The 26,532-nt window shown below is 62.6% G+C and carries 35 protein-coding genes and 1 pseudogene; 18 read left to right on the forward strand and 18 right to left on the reverse strand.

Annotated features, from left to right (window positions below; genetic code table 11):
* Window positions 1-412 precede the first annotated feature (412 nt).
* The 5 genes from KU884_RS06240 (at window position 413) to KU884_RS06260 (ending at window position 5,379) form a co-directional block, all read left to right on the forward strand.
* Window positions 413-1,843, forward strand: a complete 1,431-nt coding sequence (locus KU884_RS06240) for a multicopper oxidase family protein (RefSeq protein WP_167781847.1) — start codon at window positions 413-415, stop codon at window positions 1,841-1,843.
* A 24-nt stretch (window positions 1,844-1,867) separates the two neighbouring features.
* A complete protein-coding gene (locus tag KU884_RS06245) occupies window positions 1,868-2,308 on the forward strand; it encodes a DUF411 domain-containing protein (RefSeq protein ID WP_167781849.1) in 441 nt (146 codons plus the stop codon).
* Window positions 2,309-2,467: 159 nt separating this feature from the next.
* Window positions 2,468-2,797, forward strand: coding sequence for a DUF2946 family protein (locus KU884_RS19245; RefSeq protein WP_167781850.1), 330 nt, complete (start codon window positions 2,468-2,470; stop codon window positions 2,795-2,797).
* A 69-nt stretch (window positions 2,798-2,866) separates the two neighbouring features.
* Window positions 2,867-4,150, forward strand: a complete 1,284-nt coding sequence (locus tag KU884_RS06255; protein WP_167781852.1) for a multicopper oxidase family protein — start codon at window positions 2,867-2,869, stop codon at window positions 4,148-4,150.
* A gap of 11 nt (window positions 4,151-4,161) precedes the next feature.
* The gene (locus KU884_RS06260) at window positions 4,162-5,379 is read left to right on the forward strand and encodes a hypothetical protein (protein ID WP_167781853.1); all 1,218 of its coding nucleotides are present in this window, start codon (window positions 4,162-4,164) and stop codon (window positions 5,377-5,379) included.
* A gap of 53 nt (window positions 5,380-5,432) precedes the next feature.
* Here the strand turns inward: KU884_RS06260 and KU884_RS06265 are convergent, their stop codons facing one another.
* Window positions 5,433-5,729, reverse strand: a complete 297-nt coding sequence (locus tag KU884_RS06265) for a hypothetical protein (protein WP_174813717.1) — start codon at window positions 5,727-5,729, stop codon at window positions 5,433-5,435.
* Between KU884_RS06265 and KU884_RS06270 the strand changes: the two genes are divergently transcribed.
* The 4 genes from KU884_RS06270 to KU884_RS06285 are packed head-to-tail and all read left to right on the forward strand — an operon-like array spanning window position 5,730 to window position 7,803.
* On the forward strand, window positions 5,730-5,915 hold the full coding sequence (locus tag KU884_RS06270) for a hypothetical protein (RefSeq protein WP_167780695.1): 186 nt from the start codon (window positions 5,730-5,732) through the stop codon (window positions 5,913-5,915). It abuts the gene before it with no gap.
* A gap of 53 nt (window positions 5,916-5,968) precedes the next feature.
* Window positions 5,969-6,574: a DUF2231 domain-containing protein gene (locus tag KU884_RS06275; RefSeq protein WP_167781855.1), complete on the forward strand. Its 606-nt coding sequence runs from the start codon at window positions 5,969-5,971 to the stop codon at window positions 6,572-6,574.
* A 45-nt stretch (window positions 6,575-6,619) separates the two neighbouring features.
* Window positions 6,620-7,600, forward strand: a complete 981-nt coding sequence (locus tag KU884_RS06280; RefSeq protein ID WP_167781856.1) for a cation diffusion facilitator family transporter — start codon at window positions 6,620-6,622, stop codon at window positions 7,598-7,600.
* Complete coding sequence (locus KU884_RS06285) at window positions 7,597-7,803, forward strand: hypothetical protein (RefSeq protein WP_217351428.1); 207 nt, start codon at window positions 7,597-7,599, stop codon at window positions 7,801-7,803. The genes KU884_RS06280 and KU884_RS06285 overlap by 4 nt, the downstream gene beginning before the upstream one ends.
* 36 nt (window positions 7,804-7,839) lie before the next feature.
* Here KU884_RS06285 and KU884_RS06290 read toward each other — a convergent pair whose 3' ends face one another.
* The 4 genes from KU884_RS06290 to KU884_RS06305 form a co-directional block, all read right to left on the reverse strand.
* A complete protein-coding gene (locus KU884_RS06290) occupies window positions 7,840-9,138 on the reverse strand; it encodes a circularly permuted type 2 ATP-grasp protein (RefSeq protein ID WP_167781858.1) in 1,299 nt (432 codons plus the stop codon).
* A gap of 193 nt (window positions 9,139-9,331) precedes the next feature.
* Window positions 9,332-9,661 (reverse strand): hypothetical protein, encoded by a 330-nt coding sequence (locus KU884_RS06295; protein ID WP_167781860.1) that lies wholly within the window; start codon window positions 9,659-9,661, stop codon window positions 9,332-9,334.
* Window positions 9,662-9,763: 102 nt separating this feature from the next.
* Window positions 9,764-10,339 (reverse strand): ubiquinol-cytochrome c reductase iron-sulfur subunit, encoded by a 576-nt coding sequence (gene petA, locus KU884_RS06300; RefSeq protein WP_167781861.1) that lies wholly within the window; start codon window positions 10,337-10,339, stop codon window positions 9,764-9,766.
* Between the two features lie 167 nt (window positions 10,340-10,506).
* Window positions 10,507-10,899 (reverse strand): hypothetical protein, encoded by a 393-nt coding sequence (locus KU884_RS06305; protein WP_167781863.1) that lies wholly within the window; start codon window positions 10,897-10,899, stop codon window positions 10,507-10,509.
* Window positions 10,900-11,090: 191 nt separating this feature from the next.
* On the opposite strand from KU884_RS06305, the gene KU884_RS06310 reads away from it, so the two are divergent.
* Complete coding sequence (locus KU884_RS06310) at window positions 11,091-11,555, forward strand: hypothetical protein (RefSeq protein WP_254432195.1); 465 nt, start codon at window positions 11,091-11,093, stop codon at window positions 11,553-11,555.
* A 249-nt stretch (window positions 11,556-11,804) separates the two neighbouring features.
* The gene (locus KU884_RS19105; protein ID WP_256368084.1) at window positions 11,805-11,930 is read left to right on the forward strand and encodes a hypothetical protein; all 126 of its coding nucleotides are present in this window, start codon (window positions 11,805-11,807) and stop codon (window positions 11,928-11,930) included.
* Between the two features lie 557 nt (window positions 11,931-12,487).
* Here KU884_RS19105 and KU884_RS06315 read toward each other — a convergent pair.
* Complete coding sequence (locus KU884_RS06315) at window positions 12,488-12,709, reverse strand: YgjV family protein (RefSeq protein ID WP_217351429.1); 222 nt, start codon at window positions 12,707-12,709, stop codon at window positions 12,488-12,490.
* 95 nt (window positions 12,710-12,804) lie between these two features.
* Between KU884_RS06315 and KU884_RS06320 the strand changes: the two genes are divergently transcribed.
* On the forward strand, window positions 12,805-13,167 hold the full coding sequence (locus KU884_RS06320) for a hypothetical protein (RefSeq protein WP_167781864.1): 363 nt from the start codon (window positions 12,805-12,807) through the stop codon (window positions 13,165-13,167).
* A 21-nt stretch (window positions 13,168-13,188) separates the two neighbouring features.
* On the opposite strand, the gene KU884_RS06325 is transcribed toward KU884_RS06320, so the two are convergent.
* The 11 genes and pseudogenes from KU884_RS06325 to KU884_RS06375 all read right to left on the reverse strand — a co-directional run bounded on the left by KU884_RS06325 (window position 13,189) and on the right by KU884_RS06375 (window position 22,633).
* Complete coding sequence (locus tag KU884_RS06325) at window positions 13,189-13,521, reverse strand: helix-turn-helix domain-containing protein (RefSeq protein ID WP_371807959.1); 333 nt, start codon at window positions 13,519-13,521, stop codon at window positions 13,189-13,191.
* A pseudogene (locus tag KU884_RS19250) lies at window positions 13,520-13,837 on the reverse strand (cyclic nucleotide-binding domain-containing protein); the annotation flags it as partial. The gene KU884_RS06325 and the pseudogene KU884_RS19250, both read right to left, overlap by 2 nt.
* Window positions 13,838-14,099: 262 nt before the next feature.
* A complete protein-coding gene (locus KU884_RS06335; protein WP_167781868.1) occupies window positions 14,100-15,128 on the reverse strand; it encodes an agmatinase family protein in 1,029 nt (342 codons plus the stop codon).
* A 44-nt stretch (window positions 15,129-15,172) separates the two neighbouring features.
* Complete coding sequence (locus KU884_RS06340) at window positions 15,173-16,516, reverse strand: aspartate aminotransferase family protein (protein WP_217351430.1); 1,344 nt, start codon at window positions 16,514-16,516, stop codon at window positions 15,173-15,175.
* 66 nt (window positions 16,517-16,582) lie between these two features.
* The gene (speB, locus tag KU884_RS06345; RefSeq protein WP_167781870.1) at window positions 16,583-17,545 is read right to left on the reverse strand and encodes an agmatinase; all 963 of its coding nucleotides are present in this window, start codon (window positions 17,543-17,545) and stop codon (window positions 16,583-16,585) included.
* 11 nt (window positions 17,546-17,556) lie between these two features.
* Window positions 17,557-18,819, reverse strand: coding sequence for a M20 family metallo-hydrolase (locus KU884_RS06350; RefSeq protein WP_217351431.1), 1,263 nt, complete (start codon window positions 18,817-18,819; stop codon window positions 17,557-17,559).
* 25 nt (window positions 18,820-18,844) lie between these two features.
* Window positions 18,845-19,555, reverse strand: coding sequence for a DUF1989 domain-containing protein (locus KU884_RS06355; RefSeq protein WP_167781873.1), 711 nt, complete (start codon window positions 19,553-19,555; stop codon window positions 18,845-18,847).
* A 22-nt stretch (window positions 19,556-19,577) separates the two neighbouring features.
* The gene (locus KU884_RS06360; protein ID WP_305793269.1) at window positions 19,578-20,387 is read right to left on the reverse strand and encodes an amino acid ABC transporter ATP-binding protein; all 810 of its coding nucleotides are present in this window, start codon (window positions 20,385-20,387) and stop codon (window positions 19,578-19,580) included.
* On the reverse strand, window positions 20,374-21,054 hold the full coding sequence (locus KU884_RS06365; RefSeq protein WP_167781875.1) for an amino acid ABC transporter permease: 681 nt from the start codon (window positions 21,052-21,054) through the stop codon (window positions 20,374-20,376). The genes KU884_RS06360 and KU884_RS06365 overlap by 14 nt, the downstream gene beginning before the upstream one ends.
* A 9-nt stretch (window positions 21,055-21,063) precedes the next feature.
* On the reverse strand, window positions 21,064-21,720 hold the full coding sequence (locus KU884_RS06370) for an amino acid ABC transporter permease (RefSeq protein ID WP_167781876.1): 657 nt from the start codon (window positions 21,718-21,720) through the stop codon (window positions 21,064-21,066).
* A 64-nt stretch (window positions 21,721-21,784) separates the two neighbouring features.
* The gene (locus KU884_RS06375) at window positions 21,785-22,633 is read right to left on the reverse strand and encodes a transporter substrate-binding domain-containing protein (protein WP_167781878.1); all 849 of its coding nucleotides are present in this window, start codon (window positions 22,631-22,633) and stop codon (window positions 21,785-21,787) included.
* Window positions 22,634-22,780: 147 nt separating this feature from the next.
* Between KU884_RS06375 and KU884_RS06380 the strand changes: the two genes are divergently transcribed.
* The 5 genes from KU884_RS06380 (at window position 22,781) to KU884_RS06400 (ending at window position 25,133) form a co-directional block, all read left to right on the forward strand.
* Entirely contained in the window at window positions 22,781-23,707 is a 927-nt protein-coding gene (locus tag KU884_RS06380) for a LysR family transcriptional regulator (RefSeq protein WP_167781880.1), read from the forward strand.
* Window positions 23,708-23,934: 227 nt separating this feature from the next.
* Entirely contained in the window at window positions 23,935-24,213 is a 279-nt protein-coding gene (locus tag KU884_RS06385) for a type II toxin-antitoxin system RelE/ParE family toxin (RefSeq protein ID WP_167781881.1), read from the forward strand.
* Window positions 24,213-24,506 (forward strand): HigA family addiction module antitoxin, encoded by a 294-nt coding sequence (locus tag KU884_RS06390; protein ID WP_167781882.1) that lies wholly within the window; start codon window positions 24,213-24,215, stop codon window positions 24,504-24,506. Before KU884_RS06385 ends, KU884_RS06390 begins: the two co-directional genes overlap by 1 nt.
* A gap of 151 nt (window positions 24,507-24,657) precedes the next feature.
* Complete coding sequence (locus tag KU884_RS06395) at window positions 24,658-24,846, forward strand: hypothetical protein (RefSeq protein ID WP_167781883.1); 189 nt, start codon at window positions 24,658-24,660, stop codon at window positions 24,844-24,846.
* Window positions 24,831-25,133 carry a type II toxin-antitoxin system RelE/ParE family toxin gene (locus KU884_RS06400; protein ID WP_167781884.1) on the forward strand — a complete coding sequence of 101 codons (303 nt, stop codon included), beginning with the start codon at window positions 24,831-24,833 and terminating at the stop codon, window positions 25,131-25,133. The genes KU884_RS06395 and KU884_RS06400 overlap by 16 nt, the downstream gene beginning before the upstream one ends.
* 153 nt (window positions 25,134-25,286) lie before the next feature.
* Here KU884_RS06400 and KU884_RS06405 read toward each other — a convergent pair whose 3' ends face one another.
* Entirely contained in the window at window positions 25,287-25,922 is a 636-nt protein-coding gene (locus tag KU884_RS06405; RefSeq protein ID WP_167781885.1) for a tyrosine-type recombinase/integrase, read from the reverse strand.
* 157 nt (window positions 25,923-26,079) lie between these two features.
* Between KU884_RS06405 and KU884_RS06410 the strand changes: the two genes are divergently transcribed.
* Window positions 26,080-26,532: a helix-turn-helix domain-containing protein gene (locus KU884_RS06410; protein WP_167781886.1), complete on the forward strand. Its 453-nt coding sequence runs from the start codon at window positions 26,080-26,082 to the stop codon at window positions 26,530-26,532.

Consider the following 26,532-nt stretch of genomic DNA (forward strand, 5'->3'; position numbering starts at 1 on the left):
TAATCCATCTGTTGTGCACCCTGGCCGCCCTGGCCATGCTGCTTCACGGTGCGGCGGCCATGGCATGCCACTCCGCTCCGCCCGGCGACAGTGCGGCCATGGAGATGACGGATGAGATGATTGGCGACTGCCCCGCCTGCGGGCAGGCCGACACCTCCACCGTGGGAGCGGATTCCTGCAGTGTCGCATGCTCGTCCGTAACCGCCTGTGTCCACACCGTTGCTGTTGTGGCAACGGGTGAGACTGCATTTGTGCTTCCCGGATTGTCGCTTCGAACGGAACGGCCACTGGCCGTCGAACCCCCGCCGCCACGATCCATGCTTCTCGTCTGATCCGAACGTATCGGCTCTCTCAGAGAGCTCGGGATCTGTCGGCATTCCGCCGACCCTGCATTGACGAGGAGTAACAAACCATGTTCGAACATGACCGCCCCTGGCGGCTGTCACGCCGCGCGTTTCTGGCCGGCAGCGCCGGCGCACTCGGGCTCGCCGCCTTGCCTGCCTGGAGTCGCGGGCTGGTGACCACGGACGATGGCTTCGTGCGCCTGCGCACCGGGCCGGCGGCGTGGTCACTGAAACCCGTCGGCCCCGATGTCTCCGGCGCCTGGGGCTACAACGGTATTGTGCCCGGGCCGACCCTGCGCTACCGCCAGGGCGAGCAGCTCCGCATCCTGCTGGATAACGGCCTCGCCCAATCCACCAGCGTGCACTGGCACGGCATCCGGCTGCCCAACGCCATGGACGGCGTGCCCCATGTCACCCAGCCGCCGGTCGAGCCTGGCGAGACGTTCGAGTACGTCTTTGATCTCCCGGATGCCGGCACCTACTGGTATCACTCGCACCTCAACGGCCCGGAGCAGCTCGCCCGCGGGCTGGTGGGGGCGCTGATCGTCGAGGAGCCGGAGGCGTATCCCGTGGACCGGGATATCGCCTGGTTGCTGGACGACTGGCGGCTCGACCGCGAGGGGCAGGTGGTCGAGAACTTCCATGACATGCACGACGTCACCCATGCCGGCCGCATCGGCAACACCGTCACCATCAGCGGCCGGCTGCCGCACACCATGGATGTGCGCCCGGGGGAGCGGGTCCGGCTGCGTCTGATGAACGCTGCCAACGGCCGGATCTTCGGTCTGACCTTCGACGATCTGCCCGTGCACGTCATCGCCCTGGACGGGCAGCCCGTCGTCCCCCGCGAGCCCGAAGGCGGCCGGGTCGTTATCGGCCCGGGGATGCGGGCGGACCTGGTCATCGACTACCCGGCGGAAGCGGATCGGCCGCTGGTGGTGCGTGATGACTTCTACCAGGGCAGGGAGTACCAGCTCATGGCCTTCTCGGTCACCGGCGAGCCGGTGCGGGATGGTGCCAGCGAGATGCCGCCGGAGCTCCCGGCCAACCCGGTTCCCGAGCCGGATGTCGACGGCGCCGAAACCCACGAAGTGGTCTTCGGTGGCGGCATGATGGGCGGCATGGGCCGGGAGCAGATGATGGCGATGATGCGCGAGGGCATGGCGTGGACGGTCAACGGCGAGCCCGTCGCGTCGCCGAACGGGCACGACCACGAGCCGCTGTTCACCCTGACCCGGGGCCAGAGCTGCCGGATCATCTTCCGCAACAACACCCGCTGGCACCACCCGATCCACCTGCACGGCCACCACTTCCGGGTGCTCACGCGCAACGGTGAGAAAGAGCCCCATCAGCCCCTGCGCGACACCATGCTCATGGACCCGCAGGACACCGTCGAAGTGGCCTTCGTCGCCGAGGAGCCGGGTGACTGGATGCTCCACTGCCACGTGGCCGAGCACCAGGCCGGGGGCATGATGGGGATGTTCCGGGTGCGCGACTGAACACCACTATTCGGAGCTACAACCATGAGAAACCTGATGTTCTCAATTGTCGCCGCGAGCGGGCTCCTGGTCGGTGGTCTCGCCCATGCCGACCACGACCCGTTACACGCCACGCTGTACAAGAACCCGCAGTGCGGTTGCTGCGAGGCCCACGCGGATCACCTGCGCGGGCACGGATTCACGGTGGACACCGAGCCCACCCACGAGATCCCGGTGCTCAAGCACGAGCACGGCGTGACCCGGGAGATGGCGGGTTGCCACACAACCCTCGTGGACGGCTACGTGGTGGAAGGCTACGTCCATGCGGACCTGATCCACCGCCTGCTGGAGGAACGCCCGGAGATCACGGGTATTTCTCTGCCCGGTATGCCGACCGGCTCTCCGGGGATGCCCGGCCCGAAACCCGAGCCACTGGAGGTTCATGCCTTCGATGGCGAAGAAGTCACCGTCTTCGGTACGCAGTAATCGTCACAGCCCATGGCCACGACGTGGCCATGGGCTTGTCTCGTTATCTTGATGCCACCGGCATCGAGACACAGGAGGATGGGGTCACCAAAATCGCCGAGTGTTTGTCTGTCCGGTGGAAATTGCGCTGTACCCGTGTGAGGCGTACCTTATTTCACCATGCTGCGTCTTCGTTGGGCCGTCATCGTTATTCTGGTCGCGCAACTGCTCCTTGGTGGAGCTGTGCACGCGCACGTGCCGGATCTGCACGACGGCGCCGGTGAGGTGGCGGAGTCGTCGCATGGTCATGACCACCACGGCGATGACACCCACGATCACCACGACCACGCGGCCCAGTGCGGGCTCTGCGGGTCCTGCCTGGCAGCGGCACCTGCCGGCTCTGTCAGCCCCGAATTCAGCCCTCCGGGGGAGCACTTTGCTGGCGATCCGCCCGGTCATCCCCATCATCGAATCGACACGCTGCTGAGACCTCCCAGACACCTCGTTTGAACGCGCGCGTGTCCGTGCGGGCCACTGCCCCGCGGGCGCTTTCCCGATTCGTTCCAACGAGGTGGAAGCATGTCCAGCAATCACGATGATCGGCACGACGATGCCGGCGCGGCGACCGATCCCGTGCGTCGCCGCTTTCTCAAGACCGCAGGGGCGCTCGCGGGCGGCGCCGTAGCCGCCGCACCGTTTGCGGCCTCGGGCCGCTCGCCGGAGGAGTTCGGCGTGGCGCCCCGGCACCTGCACGAGCCGGGCAAGGGCTCCATGATGTTCATGGAGGACCACGCCCACGACCACGACCGTCATGTTCTTCCGGGCGCGCCCGAAGACGTGGACTACCGGGTGTTCGACATGACCTTCGATCTGATCGAGCACGAACTCCTGCCCGGCATGAAGTTTCCGGCGTTTGCCTTCAACAACCAGGTGCCCGGTCCGGTGTTCCGGGTCCAGGAGAACGACTGGATCCAGGTGAACGTCACCAACAACACCGAGGAGATGCACACCATCCACTGGCACGGGGTGGATCTCATCTACACCATGGATGGCGTACCCATGATGTCCCACGACCCGGTGCACCCGGGGGAGACATTCACCTACCGCTTTCAGGCCCGCCCCCACGGCACGCGCTTCTACCACTGCCACTGGGGCACGCCGCTGCACATGATGTCCGCCCTGCACGGGGCGTTCATCATCGACTCCCCCAACGACCCCATCCGCGAGCAGTTCCCCTACGAGCGGGACTACGTGCTGGTGCTGGAGAGCTTCGATCTCGAGTTCACCCGCGAGCACATCAACGAGGTGCTGGAAGGCATGGGGCAGGTGAACAAGCTCATGGGCGACGGGCGGCTGTCGCCGGCCACCCACGGCTTCTTCAAGCGCTACGAGGACTTCGTCAAGGCCATCGAGGAGGGCTGGCGGCCGCCGTACACCCGCGGCAACGCCCCCGGCGGCACCATCACGCCCAACTTCTTCGCCATCAACGGCAAGTCATACCCGTCCACCGTGGGCGAGCACGGCCACCTGCGCATCCGCCAGGGCGAGTACATCCGCATCCGGCTCATCAACGGCGGCATTGCGGATCACCACATGCACCTGCACGGGCACCAGTTCTGGAAGGTGGCCGAGGACGGCAACCCGCTGCCGTATCCCATCAAGCTCAACACGGTGCCGGTCACCCCGGGCAAGACCGTGGACATCATCGTCTACGGCAACAACCCGGGCTTCTGGGATTTCCACGATCACAAGGAGATCCACAGCCGCAACAACGGCATCTACCCCGGGGGCATGATCACCATGCTCGAGTACGAGGACATGGGCGATCCGCCCTACGTGCCGTCTACCACCATCAACCAGTGAGGAGGTGCCGCATGAAACAGCATGCCCTGATGATGACCGGTGCGCTCCTCACGGTGGCGCTGCCGGCCAGTGCGTTCGAGATCGACCCCCATGTGCCCCCCGAGATCGTCATCGGCGGGCGCGGCCTGGCGACCGTGGACTTGGAGCAGATGGAGCGCCCGGACGATGGCAGCACGTCCGACGAGACGGTGAATGTCGAGGACTCCAGTCTGCTCTTCGGCTTCGCCAAGCACCTGCATGACGACAACCACTACGGCTTCGGTGCCTTCGGCTTCAAGGCCCTGGGCGATACCGATATGAACGAGAGCGTGTTCCTGCACCAGGCCTACGCCGGTGTCGGCGGGCGGCAGTGGGAGGCACGGGTCGGGCGCACTGGCCTGCCGAACAGCCTGCTGCGTTTCCCGACGGTGCGGGATGACGATCTGCTTGACTACACCCACGTGCCCAACGCCCGCCTGGCGGGCGACAGCGACACCCTGACCCTGTACGGCGAACAGGCGGCGGCCGACTGGTGGTTCACGCCACACGTCAGGATGACCGCTGCCGCCCTGGCCCGGCCGGAGGGGGCATCGGGGGATCCGGACTACGGCAGCTTCAACAGCGGCTCCCTCGGTCTGCACTACTACGTGCCGGAGACCATGGATACCGACCGCGGGCTGACCTTTGCGGGCCTCTCGGTGGACGTCCAGCCCTTCGATGAGCGGGATGATCTGGACGACGGCGACCTGGTCACCGTCCAGCTCGGGGCGGGGTTCAACGTCAGCGGCCACCCGGAGCGGCTGCTGCACCTGGACACCCAGCTCATGTGGAGTCAGGGGGAGGACTACGGTTCGCTCGAGAGTGGCCTCCAGCGGGCCCGCAGTGACGCTGCGACAGCCGTGGCCTCCCTGCGTTACCGCCATCGTCCCTATCTCCAGCAGCGCTGGCAGGCGGCGTTGACCGTGGCCGGGCAGGACTACGGCGATTTCGACAACGCCCGCCGCTACGCGGTGGTGCCGAGCTTCGCCTGGCGACTGGGTAACGGCATCGATGCGGTGGCCCAGGTGGCTCACGAGCGCTACGAAGGCGATCTGCGCCAGGGGGTCGGCCTGGAGCACGAAACCACCGTGCAGTTCGGCATCAGCATGCAGTTCGACCACACGCTCAACCAGTCCGTCGGTCGGCGTGACGACATCATCCACCTGGAGCACGACATGCTGCTGCCGGGCCCGAGTTTCGGAGGACACTGATCATGGATCGGCAAATACTGGCAACACTGCTGTTCGCTCTCGCGCTAGCGGCCTCACCGCTGGCCCTGGCCGGGAATGACCATGACCACGATCATGGTGGAGACCACGGAGACCACGGAGACCACGGAGACCACGGAGACCACGGAGACCACGGAGACCACGGAGACCACGGAGACCACGGAGACCACGGAGACCACGGGGATCATCATCACGACGACCATGATGACCATGCCCATGATCACGGGGCGGAGGAAGGCGAGGGCGCCTGGTCCTACCTGGAGCGGGACAACCCGGAGCCCTACGCCGCCGATGAACGCCACGAGATGCTGCCGGTCCCACAATTCGGTCACATGTACGTTCAGGCCGACCGCGTGGATGCGGACACCCGCTGTGACGCCCTGCTGGAGGCATCGCACGTGATGGTGGACCGGCAGACCCGGGAGGCCTGTGGTGAGACCGTGGACGCTGATCATGATGATCACGACGACCACGATGACCACGATGACCGTGGCGGCCACGACCATCACGACCACTGAGAGGCCCGTCACCCTGGCCGCCCCTCGCGGCGGCCGGGGCCAAGGAGGAAGCAATGCTGCAATCACTGCCCAACTGGCACCCGATTTTCGTTCACTTCACGGTGGCGTTGTTCTCCGTCGCCGTGTTGCTCTACATCGTTGCCCATTTCAGCCCGCCCGGGGCGTTCGGCCGCACGGTCCGCATCGCCGCCCGGGTCAATCTCGCCGTGGGGGTGCTGTTCACCGTTGGGACGTTGCTCAGCGGCTGGTACGCCTACAACACCGTTCCCCACGATGCGGCCTCCCACGCCGTCATGACCACCCATCGCAACTGGGCACTGATCGCCGCTGCGGCGTTCGGGCTGCTGACGGTGTGGGCGGCACGCCATTGGCTGCGTAACCAGCGCGAGGGGCGCGGTTTTGTCCTGGCGGCAGCCATCGCGGCGGTGCCACTGGTGGTGGCCGGCCACTACGGCGGCGAACTGGTCTATGGTCACGGGGTTGGTGTCCAGTCCCTGCCGGATGCCGATGATCATGCCCATAACGGGGATGACCACGATCACGGTGACGGTCATGAGGATGATCATGCCCATGACGACGACGCCCATAACGACGATGACCACGGGCATGACGACGATGACGGCCACGCCCGGGACGAGAGCGGAGGCCATACCCATTGATGCCTGGAAGCAATCGGCTCATCGCTGTTACCCACGGAGTGCTTAATGACTGGACATGATCATGCGGTGCACGCGCCAGGGAGTAAACGCGGGCTGAAGATTGCCGCCTGGGTGACGGGTGCCTATTTCGTCTTCGAGATGGCGGTGGGCCTCTACACCGGATCGGTGATGGTTATCGTCGATGCGGCACATACCTTCTCTGCCGTCGGTGGGGTGGTCCTGGCGCTTGTCGCCATGAAGATCGCACGCAAACCGCCGACCGCTCGCCAGACGTTCGGCGGGCAGCGCGCCGAGATCATCGGCGCACTGATGAATGGCGCGGCCCTGCTGGTGATGGCGCTCGTGGCGCTGACCATGGGAGCGATGCGCCTGCAGTCGCCCATCGAGTTGCCGACCACGCCGATGTTCGTCGTTGCCGCCGTCGGGTTGATGACCGAGGTCTGGCTCATTGCGCTCATGTACAAGGATCAGAAGGAGGACATCAACACACGCGGCGCCTTCTGGCACGTGGTGCAAACGTTCCTGGGCAGCTTCGGGATCATCGCCGCCGCCCTGGTCATCCATTTCACCGGGTTCCTGCTGATCGACCCCATTCTCGGCATGGCCTTCGGCGTCATGGTGCTGGTGGCATCCTGGGGCATCCTGCGTGATTCCATATCCATCCTGATGGAGCATGCGCCGGCGGACATTGACGTCGACGAGGTCTGCGCCTCGCTCCAGGCGATCGACGGCGTGCGGGATGTCCATCACCCCCATGCCTGGACGCTCACTTCCGGCAAGCATATTTTCTCGGGGCATCTGCGAATCGACGACGACAGCTCTGCGGAGCAACACGCCAGAATACTTGATGAGGCCCAGTCACTCTTGGTCAACAGCTTCGGCTTCTACTTTGCGACGCTGCAACTTGAGACGTTCACGCCGGATGAAGCAGGTGCCCACGGTCTGGATCTGGCCCGTGGCCAGGAGCACGGGGAACACCAGGACCATGGGCCGGGTAACACGGGAAGCCGGGAGACCGAGCAATGATGATGAACGAAGGAATGGTTGGGTTTCACCTCATCTGGATGCTGGTGATGGCGGCCATCGTCGTCATCCCGTTCTGGCGGATCTGCAGCAAGGCCGGGTATCCGGGCTGGCTCGGCCTGTTGATCGTGATCCCGCTGGTGAACCTCCTGTTTCTCTATTTTCTCGCGTTTTCCGCGTGGCCATCGCATCGCAAATTCCGGTGAGAGCGGGGCCGGAATTCGAGGTCTTCGTCAGTTTCCCTAGACGAATACGGATGCGAAGCCGCCCCCTGGCGTGCGGAAGTTCGTGGTCTGCCCCTGGTACAGCCGGGCCGCGATGAGCTGAACGTCGCCGGCGTAGACGTAGTTACGCAGGTCGACCTTGAGTGTGGTTTGTTCACCGTCCACCAGGACACCGCGCTCGCTTGGGGAAATGCGGGACTGGGCGACATAGGGGTTCTCGAGAATCTCTCCCCAGACACGCTTGGTCAGCTTGTCGCCGCGATAGGTGGCTTTGCTTCCGTACCCGCTGGCCGGTTTGAAGAACAAATGCCGCCGCTGTTGCCACAAGGTGTCCGCGTTCTCGGCTGTCACTGCGACGGTGCGCGGGATGCCGCTCAGCAGCGTGGTGATGGTGTGCTCCGGGATCTGCCACTGGCGCAGTAGCTCCTGGTCCGTCAGTACAGTCAGATTGCGCTTGTCAGCATACAAGGCGTAGGTGTGCGGGCTGGGGGTCATCACGACCGCATCCGCCTCATAGGCATGTCGCAGAGCCGTGTGCTCGTTTGATTCCAGCGTGAAATCGGTCAGGCGGTTGTAGACGAGGTCGATGGCGGTGCCTTCATGCCATAACCTGCCCTCGGCATACCGCAGTGAGCCGGCATCCGCGATCACGGCTCTGACCCCGTGTCGCCGGAACATCCGGGCGGCCAGGCCGAACTCCGGATACAGGTACTGCTCGGTCGGGGAGTCATCGACGATTGCCACGGTTTCGAGTGGCGCGTCCCCCCGTTGCAGGGCCCATTCGTCGCGAAACATGGCGAACAAGCGGTCCTCGAGGGCGGAAGGAGGTGGCGTTGCGGTGGAATCCTCCATTAGCTTGGAACAGCAGGGCGTCTGGGCTCGCGCCAGGGCGGCATTGAGCCAGGCACCGCCGGCGTTCGTGTTGATTTCGATGAGTTGCGGCCCGTCCGGGCCCAGATGGAAGTCGTATCCCATGCATGCGCCCAGTGGTCCGAATCGCTGCCGGGCGATGGGTCGTGCCCAGCCCATGACGTGTTGCTGATACGCCGGTGTGGCCACGAGCTGTTCCACTGCCTCGATCAGCGCACTCATTGCATCGGCATGTTGCTGGCTCAGGAACACGGCAGTCCTGGAGAACAGATGCGGGCGGGTCGCCAGAATTTCCTCGTGGAGGTCCGCATCCTGCTGCTCCGACAGGAGCTGCTCGCGCAGCAGATGCTGATCGACAGTGCGGCAGAAGCAGAAGCGATTCAACGTCTCCGTGGCGCTGCCGCACGCAGCGCCGCAAGGCGGTGTTTCAGGCGAATCGGTTGCCATGCGCAGGCTCCCCCCTCAGATGCAGTGGCATGTTCTAGTGGCTGCAACGACAGCGAACGCAGGTGCAGATCCTGTGACAGCATCGTGGATCTTTCTGCGGCATAGATCGGCCGGTTGCTGATGCTCAGGAGGATCGCGCATGTCGGGCCCGCAGGGCCAGCGCCGAATTTGATTGTTGGGTCATCCTGGTTTGTCATCGCAGCAATCCCCAGCGCGCCGCGTAGTCTACGGCGTCGCGGACGTCCTGCGGGTCGAGCTCGGGGAGCCGCCGGAACAGTGCGTCCGCACCGCCATCGGCTTGCAGGATCTCGACGAGCTGGCTGACCGTCACGGGCGTCTGGCCGACCCGCTTGTTCGCTGCCCTGTCGGCTACGTCGTAACCGCCGTCATTGCCCGCGTCGGGGAGGGGAAGAATCCGTACTTCAGTGCCCGAGGAGGCGGACGAATCCTCGGTAAAGGGGCCGTTGCACCCCCCGATCAGGACGCTGACAGGGGACCCTTGATCCATGTAAGAGACTCTCATGACGTTCCTCCTGACTGTCGCTTTAGCGCACAGCCCGTTCTTGTGATGACTGACAGCGGTTCCGTTTGCGTTTGCCAGCGAGCCAGTCAGCATCCGTGCGCGTTACTCGGGGTCAACACCGATCTCGATCCGGGACTCGGACAGGTAGCGGTGTGGTGGAATCACCAGATTCGTGCTCGCCGGCACGCCGCGAAACACGCGCCCGGCGAAGTCGAACCGGGACGCGTGGCATGGGCAGAAGTAGCCCCCTGGCCAGTCCGCGGTGATCGAGCCCGGTTCAGGACGAAACGAAGGGACGCAGCCAAGGTGCGTGCAGATCGCGACCACGACCAGGTACTCGTCTTGTACGGAGCGCTGAGCGCCGCTGATGTATGACGGTTGCTGTGTTGCGACCTCGGCGTACGGGTCTCGCAACTCACCGGAATCGGTCAGGGCGTCCAGGCGCTGGAGCATCTCCGGGGTCCGTCGCAGTATCCAGACCGGCTGACCGCGCCAGTCGACGCTGATCTGCTGCCCGGGTTCCAGCCCCTCGAGGTTGACCTCCACCGGGGCTGCAATGGCCCTGGCACGCGCACTGGGCGTCCAGTAGCTGATGAATGGCACCGTTGCAGCCAACACGCCCGCACCACCGACCACCGTGGTTGAGGCGACCAGAAAACGCCGTCGGTTCATAGTCATTGTCTTGTCTCCCTGGGGATTGCCCCGGTGGTCCGGGACATCCGATGGGCCTCCAGCGGGTCGGGTGCGTCTGGCGCGCAGGTCGCTGGCGTTCAGCGCAAGGTTAACGACCCGGCATGAGGCGGTACGCCGCAGACGTGCGGCAGGCTCATGGCCAGGGGAGACACTCAGAGTCGCAGGCGCGCCGTGGCGAGATAGACGGGCTGCGACCCCGCGGACATACGCTGCCGGGAGGCCACGAGGGAAGCGACGCTCGGTGCACCGTAGGCCGAGCGGCGAAGCACCCCGTATGAAGAGGCACCATCGACATCAAGGCCATTGGCATCGTCGGCCAGTGGTTTGCTCACGCTGCCCTGGGTGTCGGGCGGGTGCTCGCTACAGGCATCGGGTGCCGATTGGGAGGGGGTGGTGGCATTTCCGCTGTCGGCCAGCAGAGGCGATCCGGCATCGAGCAGTGGCGCACAGGCGTACCCAGCCGCCACCGACAGCGAGATCGCCCAGAGCAGGAATGCCCCGGTGATCCTGGTCAACAGCCAACTGCGAAAGTCTTGCACCGTCATGGCGCCACCACTCTTACTTGCCGGAGTGGTAAGTACTGTGACTATCCACGCTAGACCTGTGGGGTCGCCGGCGCATTGACCCGGATCAAGTGTTGAGTGGTCCGGACATGTGATGCTTGGGAGGTCGAGAACGCACGCGTTCAAGGCATCCGCCGCACGCCGATGAGACCGCCCGAACGGGGAGAGACAGCATGGTAACCGCCGGCATGCGGAACGCACGCAGCATTCTGGACTTGCCCGAGTTTAACGTGCTGTTGTTCGCGTTCCTGGTCAATTACCCGTGGGAGTTTCTGCAGGTTCCGTTCTTCGCGGGGATGCCCACAGCCGGCCACTGGGATGCCATCCTGTTCTGCACGCGGGCCACCGGCGGGGATGCACTGATCGCACTTGCCGGCTATTGGGTGGTCGCGTTTTTCTGGGGCAACCGGTACTGGATACTGCAGCCGAGGTTGCCACACCTCGGTGTGTTTATCGCGGTGGGTATTGCCATCACCATCGTGTTCGAATGGCATGCCACGGAAATCGCGCAGCGCTGGATCTACGCCGAGCATATGCCGGTATTGCCCGTTCTAGGGACCGGGTTACTGCCGCTGCTGCAGTGGGCCCTGTTGCCGCCGTTGATTGCCTGGCTTGTGAGCCGGCAGATCGGTAGATAGTCGGCGCTGTGCCGTGCTCCGTGATCCGGGGAACGTCTATGGCACCATCCGGATCGGCGTCGGTTTGTTGAGTGTCTGCGCCGATCGGGACGTCAACGTGTTCGACAGCGACTACGTGTCGGTTCGCGGGGAGGTCTCGTTCCGGGCGAGGTCGTGTTCCGCTCTGGCGTATAGAGCTAGTTCCTCCAGAACCAGCAGCAGGCAGCCAAGGAGCTAGGCGAGCGCGTCAAGGGTGACGTCGAGAAGGTCGTGTCCCTGAACCAGGCCTTCGCCCAGAACGCGCAGAAGGTCACCCAAGACAGCGCCCAGAACGTGTCCAAGGCTGCGCAGGAAAGCACCAAGAAGGTGACTCAGGCGGCTGCCAAGAACCAGTAAATTCCGAGCCAGCGATTTGTTGCACGGCAACCGCCATTCCGGATTCGTCCGGGTGGCGGCTTGATAAGGTAGTGTGGAACTCTGATTCAATATCCGTGAGGTCGTTGGCCACACGTGTTCGAGTATTCGCTGACGCGCCTAGTTGACGGATCGTGTTCTGCCTTGCCGTGGATGGTCCCTCGGTTTGGACGGCGTAGCGAGCCGGCATTCAGCCTCGGATGAGCTGCCCGTTGGTCAGGTAGCGCCGAGCTTCACGCAGGAGTCGCTCCTCCAGCGCAGCAAGGTACTCTGGCTCTTCTGCGGACTCTGATGCCCCAGGTTCCGTACCCTGGGCCTGGTTGCGTCGTTCAAGTTCCTCGTCGATGCGTGTCAGAAGCTGTCGCAGGGCCGAGTCAGGTCACTCTTCCCCGTTTCTGATTGCGTCGCCGGTGCTGTTTGCTATATCACTCCTTCACAATTGCCGGTGCTGTGTGACCCTGATCAAACGGGCTGAGTCCTCGCCGCTTTCAACAGCCGGTTCGCCCCGTGAATTCGGTAGATGGTGATCATGTTTGTGATCAGCACCAGCGCCTCTGCCAGCAGCTCGCGCCGATCAGGGCGTGACTGGCGATCCAGCCCAGTGCCGCCAGGCCGAGGAACACGCGCATGGGGATGCCCCTCAACATGAACATTCCCACTGTGCCCAGGACCATAGCAACGACAGCGGGCAGGTCCGCCCAGCTCTGGAAAAACAAGAACTGCAGTGCGAAAGCCACATTGGCCGCGATGAGCAGCATCATCAGCCGCTGGTCCTTAGCCTATTCGCCGCGCAGTTCCGGTGGCGCCCATCAATGAGTGCACGCGACGTGGCCGATAAAGTGGGAGGGTATCGGTTATGAAGCAAGCAGGCCCGAAACTGCCGAGGGCGTTGCCCCTCGGTCCGACAGTGGTCCTGATCGCCGATATGCATTGGGACGCCGGAGATGACACGATGGGCTTGTTCATCGCGTTTCAGCGCACCGATGGCGACTCGGCCGGCTCGCTATTCTTCTCCGTGGACGGAAGGAGGATCGGCTTCGATGCCGACCACCCTGCATCAACTGACGGGCTGGAGCGACTGCGCGCACATCTGCTGCGAGACTGCCGCGTGAACGCGGATGTTGCGCAGGATGCTCTGGATGAACTGCTCGCGACGTTGCGCGATATTCTGGGTGATGTACCGGTGCCGCCCGATCTTAGTGACCGCCTGGACGAGTAGTGCCTCGGGCAACCGATGCGCCTACATGCTTTGCTGCTGTACCGCCCGAGAGGAACTACGGGTCAGAAGACGCAGCGCCCCCGCGTAGTCCAGACCGATGGAGTGCCCCTCGACGCTTATCCAGCCATAGTCCACGAACCGGCGGAAGAGCCGGCTGACGGTCTCCGGCACGAGCCCGAAATAGTTGCCGAGTTCGTGCCGGGACATGCGCAAGCGAATCGGCGTGGCGGCAAGGCCGCGTTGGGCGTATCGGTCCGACAGGCTGATCAAGAATGTGGCGAGGCGCCAACTCCCCGAACGGGATTTTGCACACGCGGGTCGTTTCCAGGGCCGCGGCCGTGGACGGATGGGCATCGAAACCGATGGCGTCCAGCCCCAACAGTTCGCCGGGAAGGTGGAATGCGGTGATCTGCTCTTCGCCGTCCTCGGTAACGGTCACGCTTTTCATTGCGCCGACACGGATGGCGTAAACTGAGTGAAACCGCTGACCCGAACGATAGACGATCTCCCGCCGCGCCAAGGCGTGTCTCCGTTCGACGATGCCGTCGAGGGCGTCGATGCCGGCGGTATCCAGTGCGACCGGCAGGCACAGGTCATTCAGGCTGCAGCTCGTGCAGCTCTCTCGGAGGTTGCGGGTACGCGGTTCGGTGCCGGGCTGGCGTTCGGCCATCGCGAGGTCTCCTCCAACCTCTTCGTGTTCCGTGTGTCACCGCGGGCGCCGGGGCACCCGTTCCGACAGGCTGTGCTCTCCTTCGCGTCAGTGGGGCAGGCTGTTTCCGATATGGTGCGACCGTAGGCTTCCCTCATGCGTAGACACCTCCTCGCCCGAGCCTACAACCGTTTTCGGCGGTAAAGCAGACGCTGAACAATTGCGCGGGAAGGACCGCTGCGGGTCGCCAATCGCCTGTTGACCGTATTCGGAAGGGCTTGGTTTAGCGCCAACAGCCCGTACGCTCGGCCTTGTTTGCCGAAACGGCTGCCATGGCTTCGACCAGAAGACGCGCGGCGAGAATGGATGTTGTACCACTAGCCGTATCGAAATCCGGTGAGACCTCTACGACGTCGAAACCGCAAAAGCCCCTTTCTGCAGCGAGACGCACGCCACGAATGATCTCACGGCTAGTTAGACCTCCAGGCTCGGGGCTGTTGGTGCCCGGGGCGAAGGCCGGATCCACGCCGTCGATGTCCACGGAAATATAGATCGGCCGAGTCCCACCCATGGAGGCGATCGCGCGTGCGCGCTCGGTGACGGCATGAATTCCGTCGCGCTCAACCGCTTCCATGGTGAACACACTGATCCCAAGCTCCTGGGCCAAGATCGGCCACTCCGGGAGGTTGCGAGGGCCACGTGCGCCAATGACCACGATTTGCTGCGGGTTCAACGCATTCAACTCGGCAATTCGCTTAAGCGGTGAGGCACGGGTCAGACGGTCTCCGGCCAGGGCCTCGCTAAGATCAAGGTGGGTGTCGAAGACGATCAGGCCAGCTGTACTGCTCTCCAGGTCTGCCGTCGCGGCACGGACGGCCGGATAGGTCACGCCGTGGTCGCCACCGATGGTCAAGGGCGCTGCTCCGGCGGTGCGGATATCGGCGATGCGCTGCTCCAGGCGGAGGTAGCTCTCGGCCGTATTCGGCGGGCAGACGTCCACGTCACCGGCGTCGGCAAGGTGCAAATGGGCAAACATGTCGAGATCCCAGTCCAGATGGTACTCACCGAACAGAAGGGAGTACTTCCGGATTTCCTGCGGCGCGCGTCGGGTAGCGCCGCCGCGAAACGTCGCGATGCCATCGTAGGGCATGCCGACCACGGCCAGGTCGAGCCCCTGTGGCAAGGCTCCGCTGTAGTGCGACACCCCCATGAAGGGCGGCACGTCGGAATAGATGCAGGGTACGTCCCGGGGCCGGAGACTGTCCGGTGCTGATTTCCCAGAACTGCTGTCGTCATGAGGGGCGCGGGGCATGGGTCGGACTCCTTGGGAGTTGTTCAGTGTTTCCCTTGGGGGTGTCAGAGCAACTCGTGAATGGCATCGCCGACCGCATTGACAAGCCGTTCGATTTCTTCGGCGGTGCTGATGAAGGGTGGGCCGAGCTGAATGGTGTCGCCCCCGGAACGGACGTAGAACCCCATATCCCAGCATTTCATGGCGATCTCGAAGGGGCGTCGTGCGGGTTCACCCGGGTAGCTCTCGATCTGCAGCGCGCCGGCAAACCCGCAGTTGCGTATGTCGCTGACGTAAGGTGCACCGCGCAGGCTGTGCAGGGCCTGCTCGAAGTTGGGACTCATGTCCCTGACCCGATCTGCAAGGCACTCCTGTTCCAGGATGTCGAGGCAGGCCAGCGCGGCCGCACACGCCACGGGATGGGCGGAGTAGGTGTAGCCATGGGGGAACTCCACCATGTACTCGGGGCCACCCTCTTTCATGAAGGTGTCATAGATGTCACTGCCAACCGCCACACCACCCATGGGAATAGCGCCGTTAGTGATCTGTTTGGCAAAGTTCAGCATATCCGGCACGACGCCGAATACCTCCGCCCCCGTGTTGGCACCCATGCGTCCGAAACCGGTGATGACCTCATCGAAGATGAGCAGAATGTCATGGGCGTCACAGATCTCCCGCAGGCGCTGGAGATATCCCTTGGGCGGGGGGAGTACACCCACCGATCCGGCCATCGGCTCAACAATCACGGCAGCAATGTTGGAGGCGTCGTGGAGGGCGATCAGTTCCAGAAGGTCATCGGCCCGTTCTGCGCCTGTTTCCGGGAGGCCGCGTGTGAAGGCATTCTCGGGCATCAGTGTGTGAGGCAGATGGTCCGCGTTCAGGCCCTCACCGAACGGGGTGCGGTTAGCGCCGATACCACCGACGCTGATGCCGCCGAAGTTGACCCCATGGTAGCTCTTGGCGCGACCGATCAACTTGGTCTTCGCCGGTTTTCCCTTCTTTCGCCAGTAGGCTCGGGCGATCTTCAGCGACGTGTCGGCGCTCTCCGAGCCTGAGCCCGTGAAGAACACATGATTCAGACCGGTGGGTAAATAATCCCGGAGGCGGTGAGCCAGCTCAAAGGCCTTGGGGTGCCCGAACTGGAATGCCGGCGCGTAGTCCAGCTGGTTCATTTGCCCGGTAACCGCCTCGTTGATCTCCTTGCGGTTGTGGCCGGCCCCGCACGTCCACAACCCCGAGACGCCGTCGAAGACACGACGTCCGTTGCTGTCGGTGAAATATGCGCCATCCGCGCTGACGATCATACGCGGCTCGGACTTGAACCGGCGATTGCCCGTAAACGGCATCCAGTAGGCGTCAAGCTGTTCGGCGGATAGGCCGCAGCCGGTCTGATTCTGAAAGTTGGTCAAAACGTCACCGTGGTTGGTATTGGGATTTCCAGCCTTGCCAAAACAACAAAGGCACAGGATCGAACATTATCTTCTGCGAGCTACTGCATCAGCGAGCACGCAAAGGAGTTCGAACATCATGGTTGCGCCTGTGAGCGCTGTAAGCCCAGAACTGTCGAATGGCGGGGACACTTCCATGACATCGCCGCCTATCAGGTTCAGTCCGCGCAGACCGCGCAGCATCGTCTGCGCGTCCACGGTAGAGAAGCCGCCGATCTCGGGGGTGCCCGTGCCCGGTGCGTAGACGGGGTCGAGGCAGTCCACGTCGAAGGTCACGTAGGTTGGCGCATCGCCGACGATCTCATGAATTTCGTCGAGAACGCCTCTCGGACCGAGTTCGAAGAACTCCTCCATCTCGATCACGCGGACGCCCTGTTCCAGCGCCCAGTCCAGATCGCTAGCGGCGTACATGGAGCCACGAATCCCGATCTGTATGACCCGGTTCGGTTCCAGCAACCCCTCCTCGATGGCACGCCGGAACGGTGTGCCATGGGTATAGGGATTGTTGCCGAAATAGGTGTCGTTGGTGTCGGAGTGGGCATCGAACTGCACCATGGCCACCGGCCGTTCCCGGGCGATGCCGCGCAGGATCGGGAGTGAGCCCAGATGGTCTCCACCCGCAGTGAGTGGCACGGCGCCCGCCTCATGGATGCGGCGGAAGTGGTTCGTTACCCATTCAAGGGTCTGCTGCAGGTCGATGGGGTTGACCGGGGCGTCACCCAGGTCGGCCACACGGCAAAGATCGTAGGGGGACACGCGGCTGGCCTGATGAACGGCGCGCATGAGTGTGGACTGGCTGCGTATCTCCCGTGGCCCATGCCGCTGGCCCACGCGGTTGGTGGAACCGCTGTCCCACGGCAGGCCCAGTAAGGCGATGTCGACCCGAGTTGGATCCTCGATCTGCGGCAGGCGCATGAACGTTGAGCGGCCGGCATAACGGGGCACTTCGCTGCCGCCCAGGGGGCGAAACTCGTTCTCATCGGAGTGCATGGAGTCGTTACTCACTGGTTGGCAAGCCGCAGGGCCGTGGCGGCGATGAGGCGCGCGCCGGCCAGCGCATCCCGGGGCGTGATGTTCTCCGCCGGGTGATGACTGACCCCGTTCTCGCAGGGGATGAACACCATGCCTGTGGGGCAGTGTCCCGCCAAGTGAATTGCGTCATGGAACGCGCCGGAGACCAGCCGCGGCGCGTCGATGTTCAACTCGCTGGCGGCGGCCTCCATGGTCTCCACCACGGACGACGGGAAATCCACCGGGTCGATGCGGGAGAGGTGCTCAAGCGTCACGTGACAACCCGCCCACTGCTCAGCCGCCAGCCCCTTGAAACGCGCGTCTAGGGCATCCAGGGTCGCGCCCTCGGGATGGCGTAGGTCGACAGTGAATACCACCTGATCGGGAATCGTGTTCACCGAGCCCGGATGCACCTGAAACCGACCCACCGTGAAGCGGACGCGGTCGTCTGGATCGCGACAAAGCTCCCGCAGGGCCATGGTCAGCGCGCAGGCGGCCTCCAGCGCATCAGCGCGGGCAGCCCGAGGCGTGGTTCCGGCGTGATCGGCACGGCCGTTCACAGTCATGCGGTACCAGCTCACCCCCTGGATGCCGGTGACCACCCCGGCGGAATGGCCCCCGCGCTCCAGTACCGGCCCCTGCTCGATATGGGCCTCCAAGAACGCGTGGACCGGGGTGCCGAACCCGACACGCGGCACGTCCATGGTGTCCAGCCGTGCCAGACAGGCGTCTACGGCGTCACCAAAGGTGACGCCCTGATCGTCTTCGAGCGCGCGTGTGGCCTCGAGGGTGCGCGTGCCGCTGAAGCATGCCGAACCTGAGGTACCGGGTGCGAAGCGCACCCCCTCTTCGTTGGTCCACGACACCACTTCGACAGGCCGTCGCGTGGAGGCGTCGCACTGGTGCAGCGCCTTCAACAGCTGCAGGCCGGCGAGCACGCCGAAGGCACCGTCGTAGACACCCCCCGCGGGCTGGCTATCCAGATGGCTCCCCACCAGCACCGGATCAAGGTCGGGCTCCAGACCCGGCCGGTGCAGAAAGACGTTGGCGGCGCCATCCACCCGCGCAGTGCAACCAAGGTGTTTGCCCTGCTCAATGAGCCAGATGCGCGCCTCCACGTCGTTTGCGTCCAGCGTAAGCCTGCCGACTCCACCGTCATCGCGCCGGCCATAGACGGCGAGGTCGTGCAGATCCCGCCACAGATCGTCACCGTCCATCGCCTCGATGACGGAGTGTGTCGTGTTATTGCTCATCGCGGGTCCCATTCATGAACAGGCGTTAGCCGTCATGCACTTCGAAATGGACTTCCACCGGTACGCACTCGCGCCCATTGATAGGAATAATGTCCTGGGGACAGGCGGACATGGCGACAATACAGTCCATCTCCGCTTTCAGATCCACGTAGTCTCCGGGGTTGGCCACCGGGGCTTCCCACTCGATGCCCATGCGTTGGTTCACGGGAATGTTCATCCAGATATTGAAGGGCTGGGGAACCTCGTTGACCGGCGTCTTTATGGCCTGCATGGCCAGACGCAGGTTATCCGAGCAGTTGTCGTGATAATCCTCCACACCCAAGGTCATGTAACGGTACAGGTCGCAGGCGGCGATCAGCGTGTCGTGCACGCCCGGGGACGTGTCCGCCGTGAGCGTCATCATTGGACGGCGCCGATTGCTGAGCAGCGGATCACCGACTTTCGGAATGAGCCCGTCGATCCAGGCGCGGGCATGCTCCATGGAAATGAACTCATTGATGTTGGCGGTGCTGAACGCCCACGTGTCGCACACCTGGGTGCCATGGGTGTTGATGATGCGGATTGTCTGTCCGGCCTTCACCCGCACGGCCCGACCGCAGCGGGCCGGCACAGTGTAACGCTCACCCAGGCTGGGGGTGCCGTCAGGGGAAATCGGATTGTGCAGGGAAGCGTTCTCCCCGCATGGTTGGCCGTTGTTCGTGGGGTGTGTGGCAATACGCGCGTGATCGAAAGTCATGGGCTTCTCCTTGTCAGTCAATTTAGATGCTGCGCTCTCGCCAGGTCGTCAGGAACTGCTGCAACCTGGGACTTTGCGGCTGTTGGAACAGGGATTTCGGTTCTCCGGATTCGACGATGTGACCGGCATCCATGAACACGACGCGGTCGGCGACATGCGCCGCGAAACCCATTTCGTGGGTGACGATCACCATGGTCATGCCCTCGTTGGCGAGTTGTTTCATGACCTCAAGCACTTCACCCACCAGTTCCGGGTCAAGTGCGGACGTGGGCTCGTCGAAGAACATCACCTGAGGCTTCATGGCCAGTGCTCGGGCAATGGCCACTCGCTGTTTCTGGCCCCCGGAGAGCTGCTCTGGGTACTGGTTTGCTTGAGCCGAAAGACCCACGCGCTCAAGCATGGCAAGACCTTCTTTCTGCGCTTGCTTACGGCTCAAACCGCTCACCTGACGGGGCGCTTCGGTGACGTTGCCGAGTGCGGTGAGGTGCGGCCACAGGTGAAAATGCTGGAAAACCATGCCCACCGGCCGGCGAACTCGGTCCACGGCCCGACTGCTGGCGCGCACGCGTTTGCCGCCGCCATCCACGTAGCCCAGGAGCTCACCGTTGATACGCACGTCTCCGTGATCGTAGGGCTCGAGAAACGCCAGACAGCGGAGCAGCGTTGATTTTCCGGAACCGGATGGGCCGATTACACAGACGACCTCTGACTCGGCCACTTGAAAATCGATGTCCGTCAGCACATGCGTGTCGCCGAATGCCTTGCTGAGACCGGTCGCCTCGACCACGTGACCTTGTTCTGCCTGCGCGCCCTTGCTTTTAGCCGCTCGCATGATTGGTACCTCGTTGGGGAACAGTTGTCAGGCGGCGCTCCAGGAAATAGCCACCGCGTGCGATGAGCTCGATGATCAGCCAGTACAGCAGCGCCACGGCCATGTAGGGCTCGATCACCACAAAGGTCTGGTTGACGATATCTGTGGCGTTCTTGGTGAGATCATTCACCGATATCACGGAGAGCAGAGCGGATTCCTTCACGAGGATGACGAGTTGGTTCGTGCCGGGAGGCACGATCAGCCGGAGCATTTGCGGGATCTCGATGCGGATGAGACTTCTGAGTCGGGGAATACCCAGCATCCGTGCCGCCTCCAACTGCCCGGCCGACACGGATTGGAAACCGCTGCGGAAAATCTCCGCGAAATACCCTGCGCCATAGAAGCCAATCCCTAGCACCCCGGCTGTTGCTGCATCCAGGCGCAAGCCAAAGCTCGGGCCGCCGTAGTAGAGCAAGAACAGGATCACCAACAGAGGTACACCACGTGCCACCTCTACGTAAGCGGCGACGAACCAGCCAAACAGCCTCGGTAGGGCGAGGCGCAAGGTGGCGAGGACAAGGCCGAGGGACAGCGCGAGCACGCACCCCAGGAAACAGATCCAAACGGTATTCCACAGCCCCTCGAGAATCAGGTCGTGGTAGTCGATGAGCAGCTGAAAATCGATCATCCCTGACTCCTAATACGCTGCAAGGCCACCGCGCTGGCGACGCTCAAGTTGCCGGCCGACCTGTGCGAGTACCAGGTTCACCGCGAGGTAAATCGCCCCAGCCGCCAGATAGGTCTCCAGCGGATCAAAAGTCCTCGCTGCGATCTGCTGGCTGACCCGCATGAGTTCGGTTACCGCGATCACTGATACCAAAGAAGAGTTCTTGAGAATCGTGATCATCTCGTTGGTCAGAGGTGGCAGAATCAAACGGAACATCTGCGGTACGAGAATCCGTCGGCGCATCGTCCAGCCGTTCATGCCCAGCATCCGCGCGGCCTCAGTTTGCCCTGGAGGGATGTGCGCCAGACCACTGCGAAAGATCTCTGCCTGGAAAGCTGTCGTATTCATCGTCAGGGCGATGATGGCGGCGAGCACGGGGGCGACTTCCAGACCGACTTCCGGTAGCAGGTAATAGACCAGTAGCAGCTGAAGGAGTATGGGTGTGCCACGCCAGAAGCTGCGATACACGCCGCAAGGCCATCGCACGATGCGGTATCGGCTCATCAGACCGAAGGCCAGCAGTAACCCCGTGAACAGACCGATACCGATCGCTGACAGCGACACGATGAGCGTTGTGAGTAGCCCCTGGAGTAAAACACCGTGGTAACCGAGAAGTATGTCCAGCATGGAATGACTCGCGCGGGCGGGTTGGGCCGGTCATCGCGCAGCGGATGACCGGCCGGCCTGGTGCTTACTCCGGAGGTTCCGGCAGTTCCATTGGTAGATCCATCTCGCCGCCGAACCACTCCTCTTGGAGCTCTGCCAGCGTGCCGTCTTCGTTCAGACGCCGAATCTGCTCATCCATGAATGCGTTCAGGCTCTCACTCGCTTCGTCACGCCTGCCCGCCCAAGTAAAGTACATGGGGTCACCAAAAGTGTCGGCGACTGCGAAGACATCCGGCCGGGTCCGTTCGGCTTCCAGCAGATTGGGAAGACTGTTCACCACAGCGTCCAGGCGGCCTGCACCAAGGTCAGCATAGGCCTCATCGAAATCGGTATAAGTATTGATGTCGGCCACCGGCGTACCTTCGGCGTCCAGCTTTTCCGCTTGGATTTCCAGGGCTTCCAATTGAGCGGAACCGGACTGCGTGCCAACGACCTTACCGCCCAGATCGTCCGCGGACTGAATGCTGTCGTCGTCGGCGCGCCGCAAGACAGCCATGGTTGCATCTGCGATCGGGGGGCTCAGGTGGTACTGCTCCGCACGCTCTTTGGTCGCCGTTACCGAAGTAACCACGTAATCGAAACGCTCGCGCTGCAGGCCGGGAAGAATGCCCTGCCAGGGCAGGTCCATGCGGATCAGCTCGACGTCTGGCAGCTCTTGCATGATGTGCGCCATCATGTCGGCTGAGTAACCCACGATCTCGCCATCTTCCACGAACTCGAAGGGCGGGAAACGCGCTTCCGTGCCAACCGTAAACTGACCGTCCGCCTTGATCTGCTCGAGCAACTCAGCGTGTGAAGTAGAAATTGCGAACGTGGTAGCCATCGCCACTGCCGTGACGGTCGCTGTGACTCGTTTTTGGTGGTTAAGCACCATGATCTGCACCTCCGGTTGAATGCGGGCCGCCTTGATCGCTGAACCCGTTGCACATCAGGTAACCACTTTCATCTCGACGATAAAACTGATATTTACTTATGCTTACTGCAATTTATTTGAAGTAAGGCGCACCATTAAGGAGCATGCATGAAGCCGTCAGCCGCGGATCTGAAGAATCTGGCGGTATTCAGAGCGGTCGCCGAGCACCATGGCTACCCCGGTGCCCAGACCGCTCTGAATATGAGTCAGTCGGCGATCAGCTTTCACATCAAAGCGCTTGAGGAAAGGGTCGGATTCCAGATCTGCCGCCGAGGCCGTCAGGGTTTCGAGCTCACCGACCGGGGCCGGGTGGTTTACGACCGAGCCAAGGCCCTGCTGGCACAGGTGGAAGATTTCGACAGCGAAATGGGCGAGTTGCGCAGAACGGCCACAGGTACTTTGAGGCTCGGACTGGTGGACAACATGATATCCGACCGTCACCTGCGCATGGACGAAGTGGTAAGAGAGTTCCTGCGCAAAAATCACCGTGCTCGTCTGGACATCCGCGTCAATAGTCCAGACGAGTTGGCGTTGGACATCGCCAACGGCGAGTTGCAACTGGGCATTCTTCCAGAAATGAGCCAGATGGAAGGCCTACAGTACAGACGCATTTACACCGAGCTTCACAGCCTTTACTGCGCCGACCGACATCCACTCTTCCAAGTGCCGGATACTGAGCTAACAATCGATGAGATCGCTCGACACACCTTCGTAGTCCGCCCCTATGCAAACCTGCGCGAGCTCCAGCAGTTCCCGGACGCCCGGGTCGGCGCTCATGCCTCGAACATGGAAGCGCAGGCCCTATTTATCCTCACTGGATATTTTATTGGCACCATGCCGGATCACTTCGCGAAGCAATGGGTGAAGGAGAGGCGGATGCGTGCGCTCTTGGCCGAGACGGTGGGCATCCAGTCTCCGTTCTGTGTGGTCACTCGAAGTGAGCGGCGACCGTCACTGATCGCCCGAAACTTTATCCAGGAGTTGGTAGCCAATTCCTGGGCCCAGCTCCATGACGATCATGATTCGAAGGCGTAAGGAGGAGTTCGCTGGGACCGCTCGTCGAGCTATGGATGCGTTGCATGTCGTGCCGGCGGTGACCCTTATGCCGGTTCCGACCCAATGCCGATGAACTGACCCGTTGCCGCCGATCACAAGCTCGGTGATGAACGGCTGTTCTGTAGGTGGGTGCTCCTCTGTGTTCCCGGCGGCTTGAGTTCATACGCGTAGTTGTTGCGTGATGCGCAACATGCTACCGTCCGCCTATGATCAAATCGTTCCGTCACAAGGGATTGAAGCGGTTCTATGAGTCCGGCAGCACGGCAGGAATCCAGCCGCAGCATGCGAAACGCTTGCGCATGCTGCTGGCTGCGCTGGAGACCGCTGCAATGATCGAGGATATGAACGTGCCCGGGTTCCGTCTGCATCGGCTCCGCGGGCGTCATAAGAACCGCTGGTCCGTTTGGGTTAACGGGAGTTGGCGGCTGACATTCGAATTCCGTGACGGAAATGCATATGTACTCGACTACGAGGATTATCACTGATGACGATGCACAACCCGCCGCATCCAGGGGTGTTCATTCGCGAGGTCTATCTTGAGCCTTTCGGACTCAGTGCGCGGCAATTGGCCAGCAGCATGGGTGTTTCGCCGTCAACCTTGTCGCGTGTGTTAAAGGGGACGAGTGGAATCAGTCCGGAAATGGCGCTTAGGCTTTCCAAGACGCTGGGGCGCTCCCCGGAGAGTTGGCTTGCCATGCAGGATATGCACGACCTCTGGGAAGCGAAACAGCGTGTCGACCTTGGCAATGTCCGAGCCATACCGTTCAACGCCGCCTGATAGCGTCGGCTGATCCGTTATCGACCCGAAGGCGTTATTGGACTGCAGTCGCCGAACGGCCGCTATCGCTGACCGCAACTCCGACCAAGACTAATAATCCCGGGATTCTGATAACCTAAGGGAGTCACGTCAGCGGCCTCAGGTGCGGTCCATGCAGACAGCCAAACAGGAAGTCCAGGAACTCCTCCGGAACCTTCCGGACGACAGCAGTTATGAGGATATCCAGTACCACCTTTATGTTCTGGAGAAAGTCAGGCGTGGCGAGGCCCGTGCCGAGACAGAGGGCACCGTATCTCATCAAGAGGCCGTGGACCGTCTCTCGAAATGGCGTACGAAGTAAAATGGTCACCGGAGGCGGTTGAGGACGTCGAAGCCATTGCTGCGTGGATAGGCAGAGATTCGCCGCAGCACGCCGAGGCCCTCGTTGATCGACTGCTGCAGGTGGTTGCCGCCCTTGACCACAATCCCTTTCGCGGCAGAGTGGTTCCGGAGTTCGAGGACTCCTCTTATCGTGAGACTTTCGTTTTCAGCTACCGGGTGATCTACCGAGTCGATCCAGCCGCTGTCGTTGTGATCGCGATCGTTCATGGCAAGCGCTTACTGGAGAACATTCCACGCAGGGAATAAATCCGGTCCGACGAGCGACAACCCCGCCACAAGTGAACACTCCGATCCCTCCTTTACCGCGAGCCATATGCGGTCGGTCAGAGGCAACACACAGATGACCGCTCCGGGTCGGGACAGCGCCCCTCCGTGGACGCGGCCCGACGACTTATCCCGCTAGACTTCCGTCTGTTCCGACATCTCAAGTGCGTCGTCCACCTCGATTCCGAGGTACCGGACGGTACTTTCGAGTTTGGTATGGCCAAGAAGGAGCTGCACGGCGCGGAGATTCCGTGTGCGCCGGTACACCAAGGTCGCCTTGGTTCGGCGAAGCGAATGGGTGCCGTACTCGGCAGGGTCGAGCCCGAGTTGGGTAACCCAGGATTTTACGATTCTTGCGTACTGCCGGGTGGAGATTTGCGGCGAACCGTGGATGCGGCTCGGGAACAGGTACCCGTCGGATCTCAAGCCGGCCTCGTCGACCCACTCCTCGACCGCTCGTCGGGTATTGGGTGTGAGTTCAAACTGGACAGGTCGCCCAGTCTTTTGCTGGATGACGGCGGCCCGCGTTACTGCTTTTCCGCCGTGAACGACATCTCGGACCTGGAGGCTGACGAGATCACAGCCTCGGAGTTTGCTGTCTATCGCGAGGTTGAACAGAGCGAGCTGCCGTGTGTTCTGGTCGAGCTGAAGCCGGATGCGAATGCCCCAGACTTCGGGGAGTTTCAGCGGGGGCTTCGGGCCGATCAGGTGGCCCTTGTTCCAAGGGGCGCGTTCGGTTGCCTGCTGGCGGGGCGGGTTGGGGGTGGTCATGGCTCAATATCTCCGCAGAGAGTGGGATGTTAAGCATCGACCGTGACGGGCTCGTCCGCTCTCTCGACGTCTGGCGTTGCAAGCCGTGTTTCGTTTGTTGCGTTTTACGGTTATTGCGATTAATGTCGGGGGAGCACACAAGCACTCCGGAGTACCCATGCAGACACCCAGTGGCGACAACCAGCTCCCCGATCATGAGGCTGCTGCCCTGGCCCGCGCCAGCGCGACGGAGCTGAGCAGACTTCTGGCTCAGCAGCCGGACTCCGACCGGGCCCGGGTTCAGCTCGACGGCACCGATCTGGTGCTGCCGCGCCAGGCGCTTGCGCTGCTGCGTGACCTGCTTGGCGAGATGGCCCAGGGCAATGCGGTGACGATCGTCCCGACCCATGCAGAGCTCACGACGCAGGAAGCGGCAGACATCCTCAATGTCTCTCGCCCCCATCTCGTCACACTTCTCGAGCGAGGCGAGCTTCCTTTCTCGAAGGTAGGTACCCATCGCCGGATTCGATACCAGGATCTGCTGGCGTACAAGGCGGAACGTGACCGCACCAGCCAGGAAGCCCTGGATGCACTGACCGAGCAGGCGCAGGACCTGGACATGGGGTACTGA

The sequence above is a fragment of the Aquisalimonas sp. 2447 genome, assembly GCF_012044895.1.
In the GTDB taxonomy this organism is placed as follows: Bacteria; Pseudomonadota; Gammaproteobacteria; order Nitrococcales; family Aquisalimonadaceae; genus Aquisalimonas.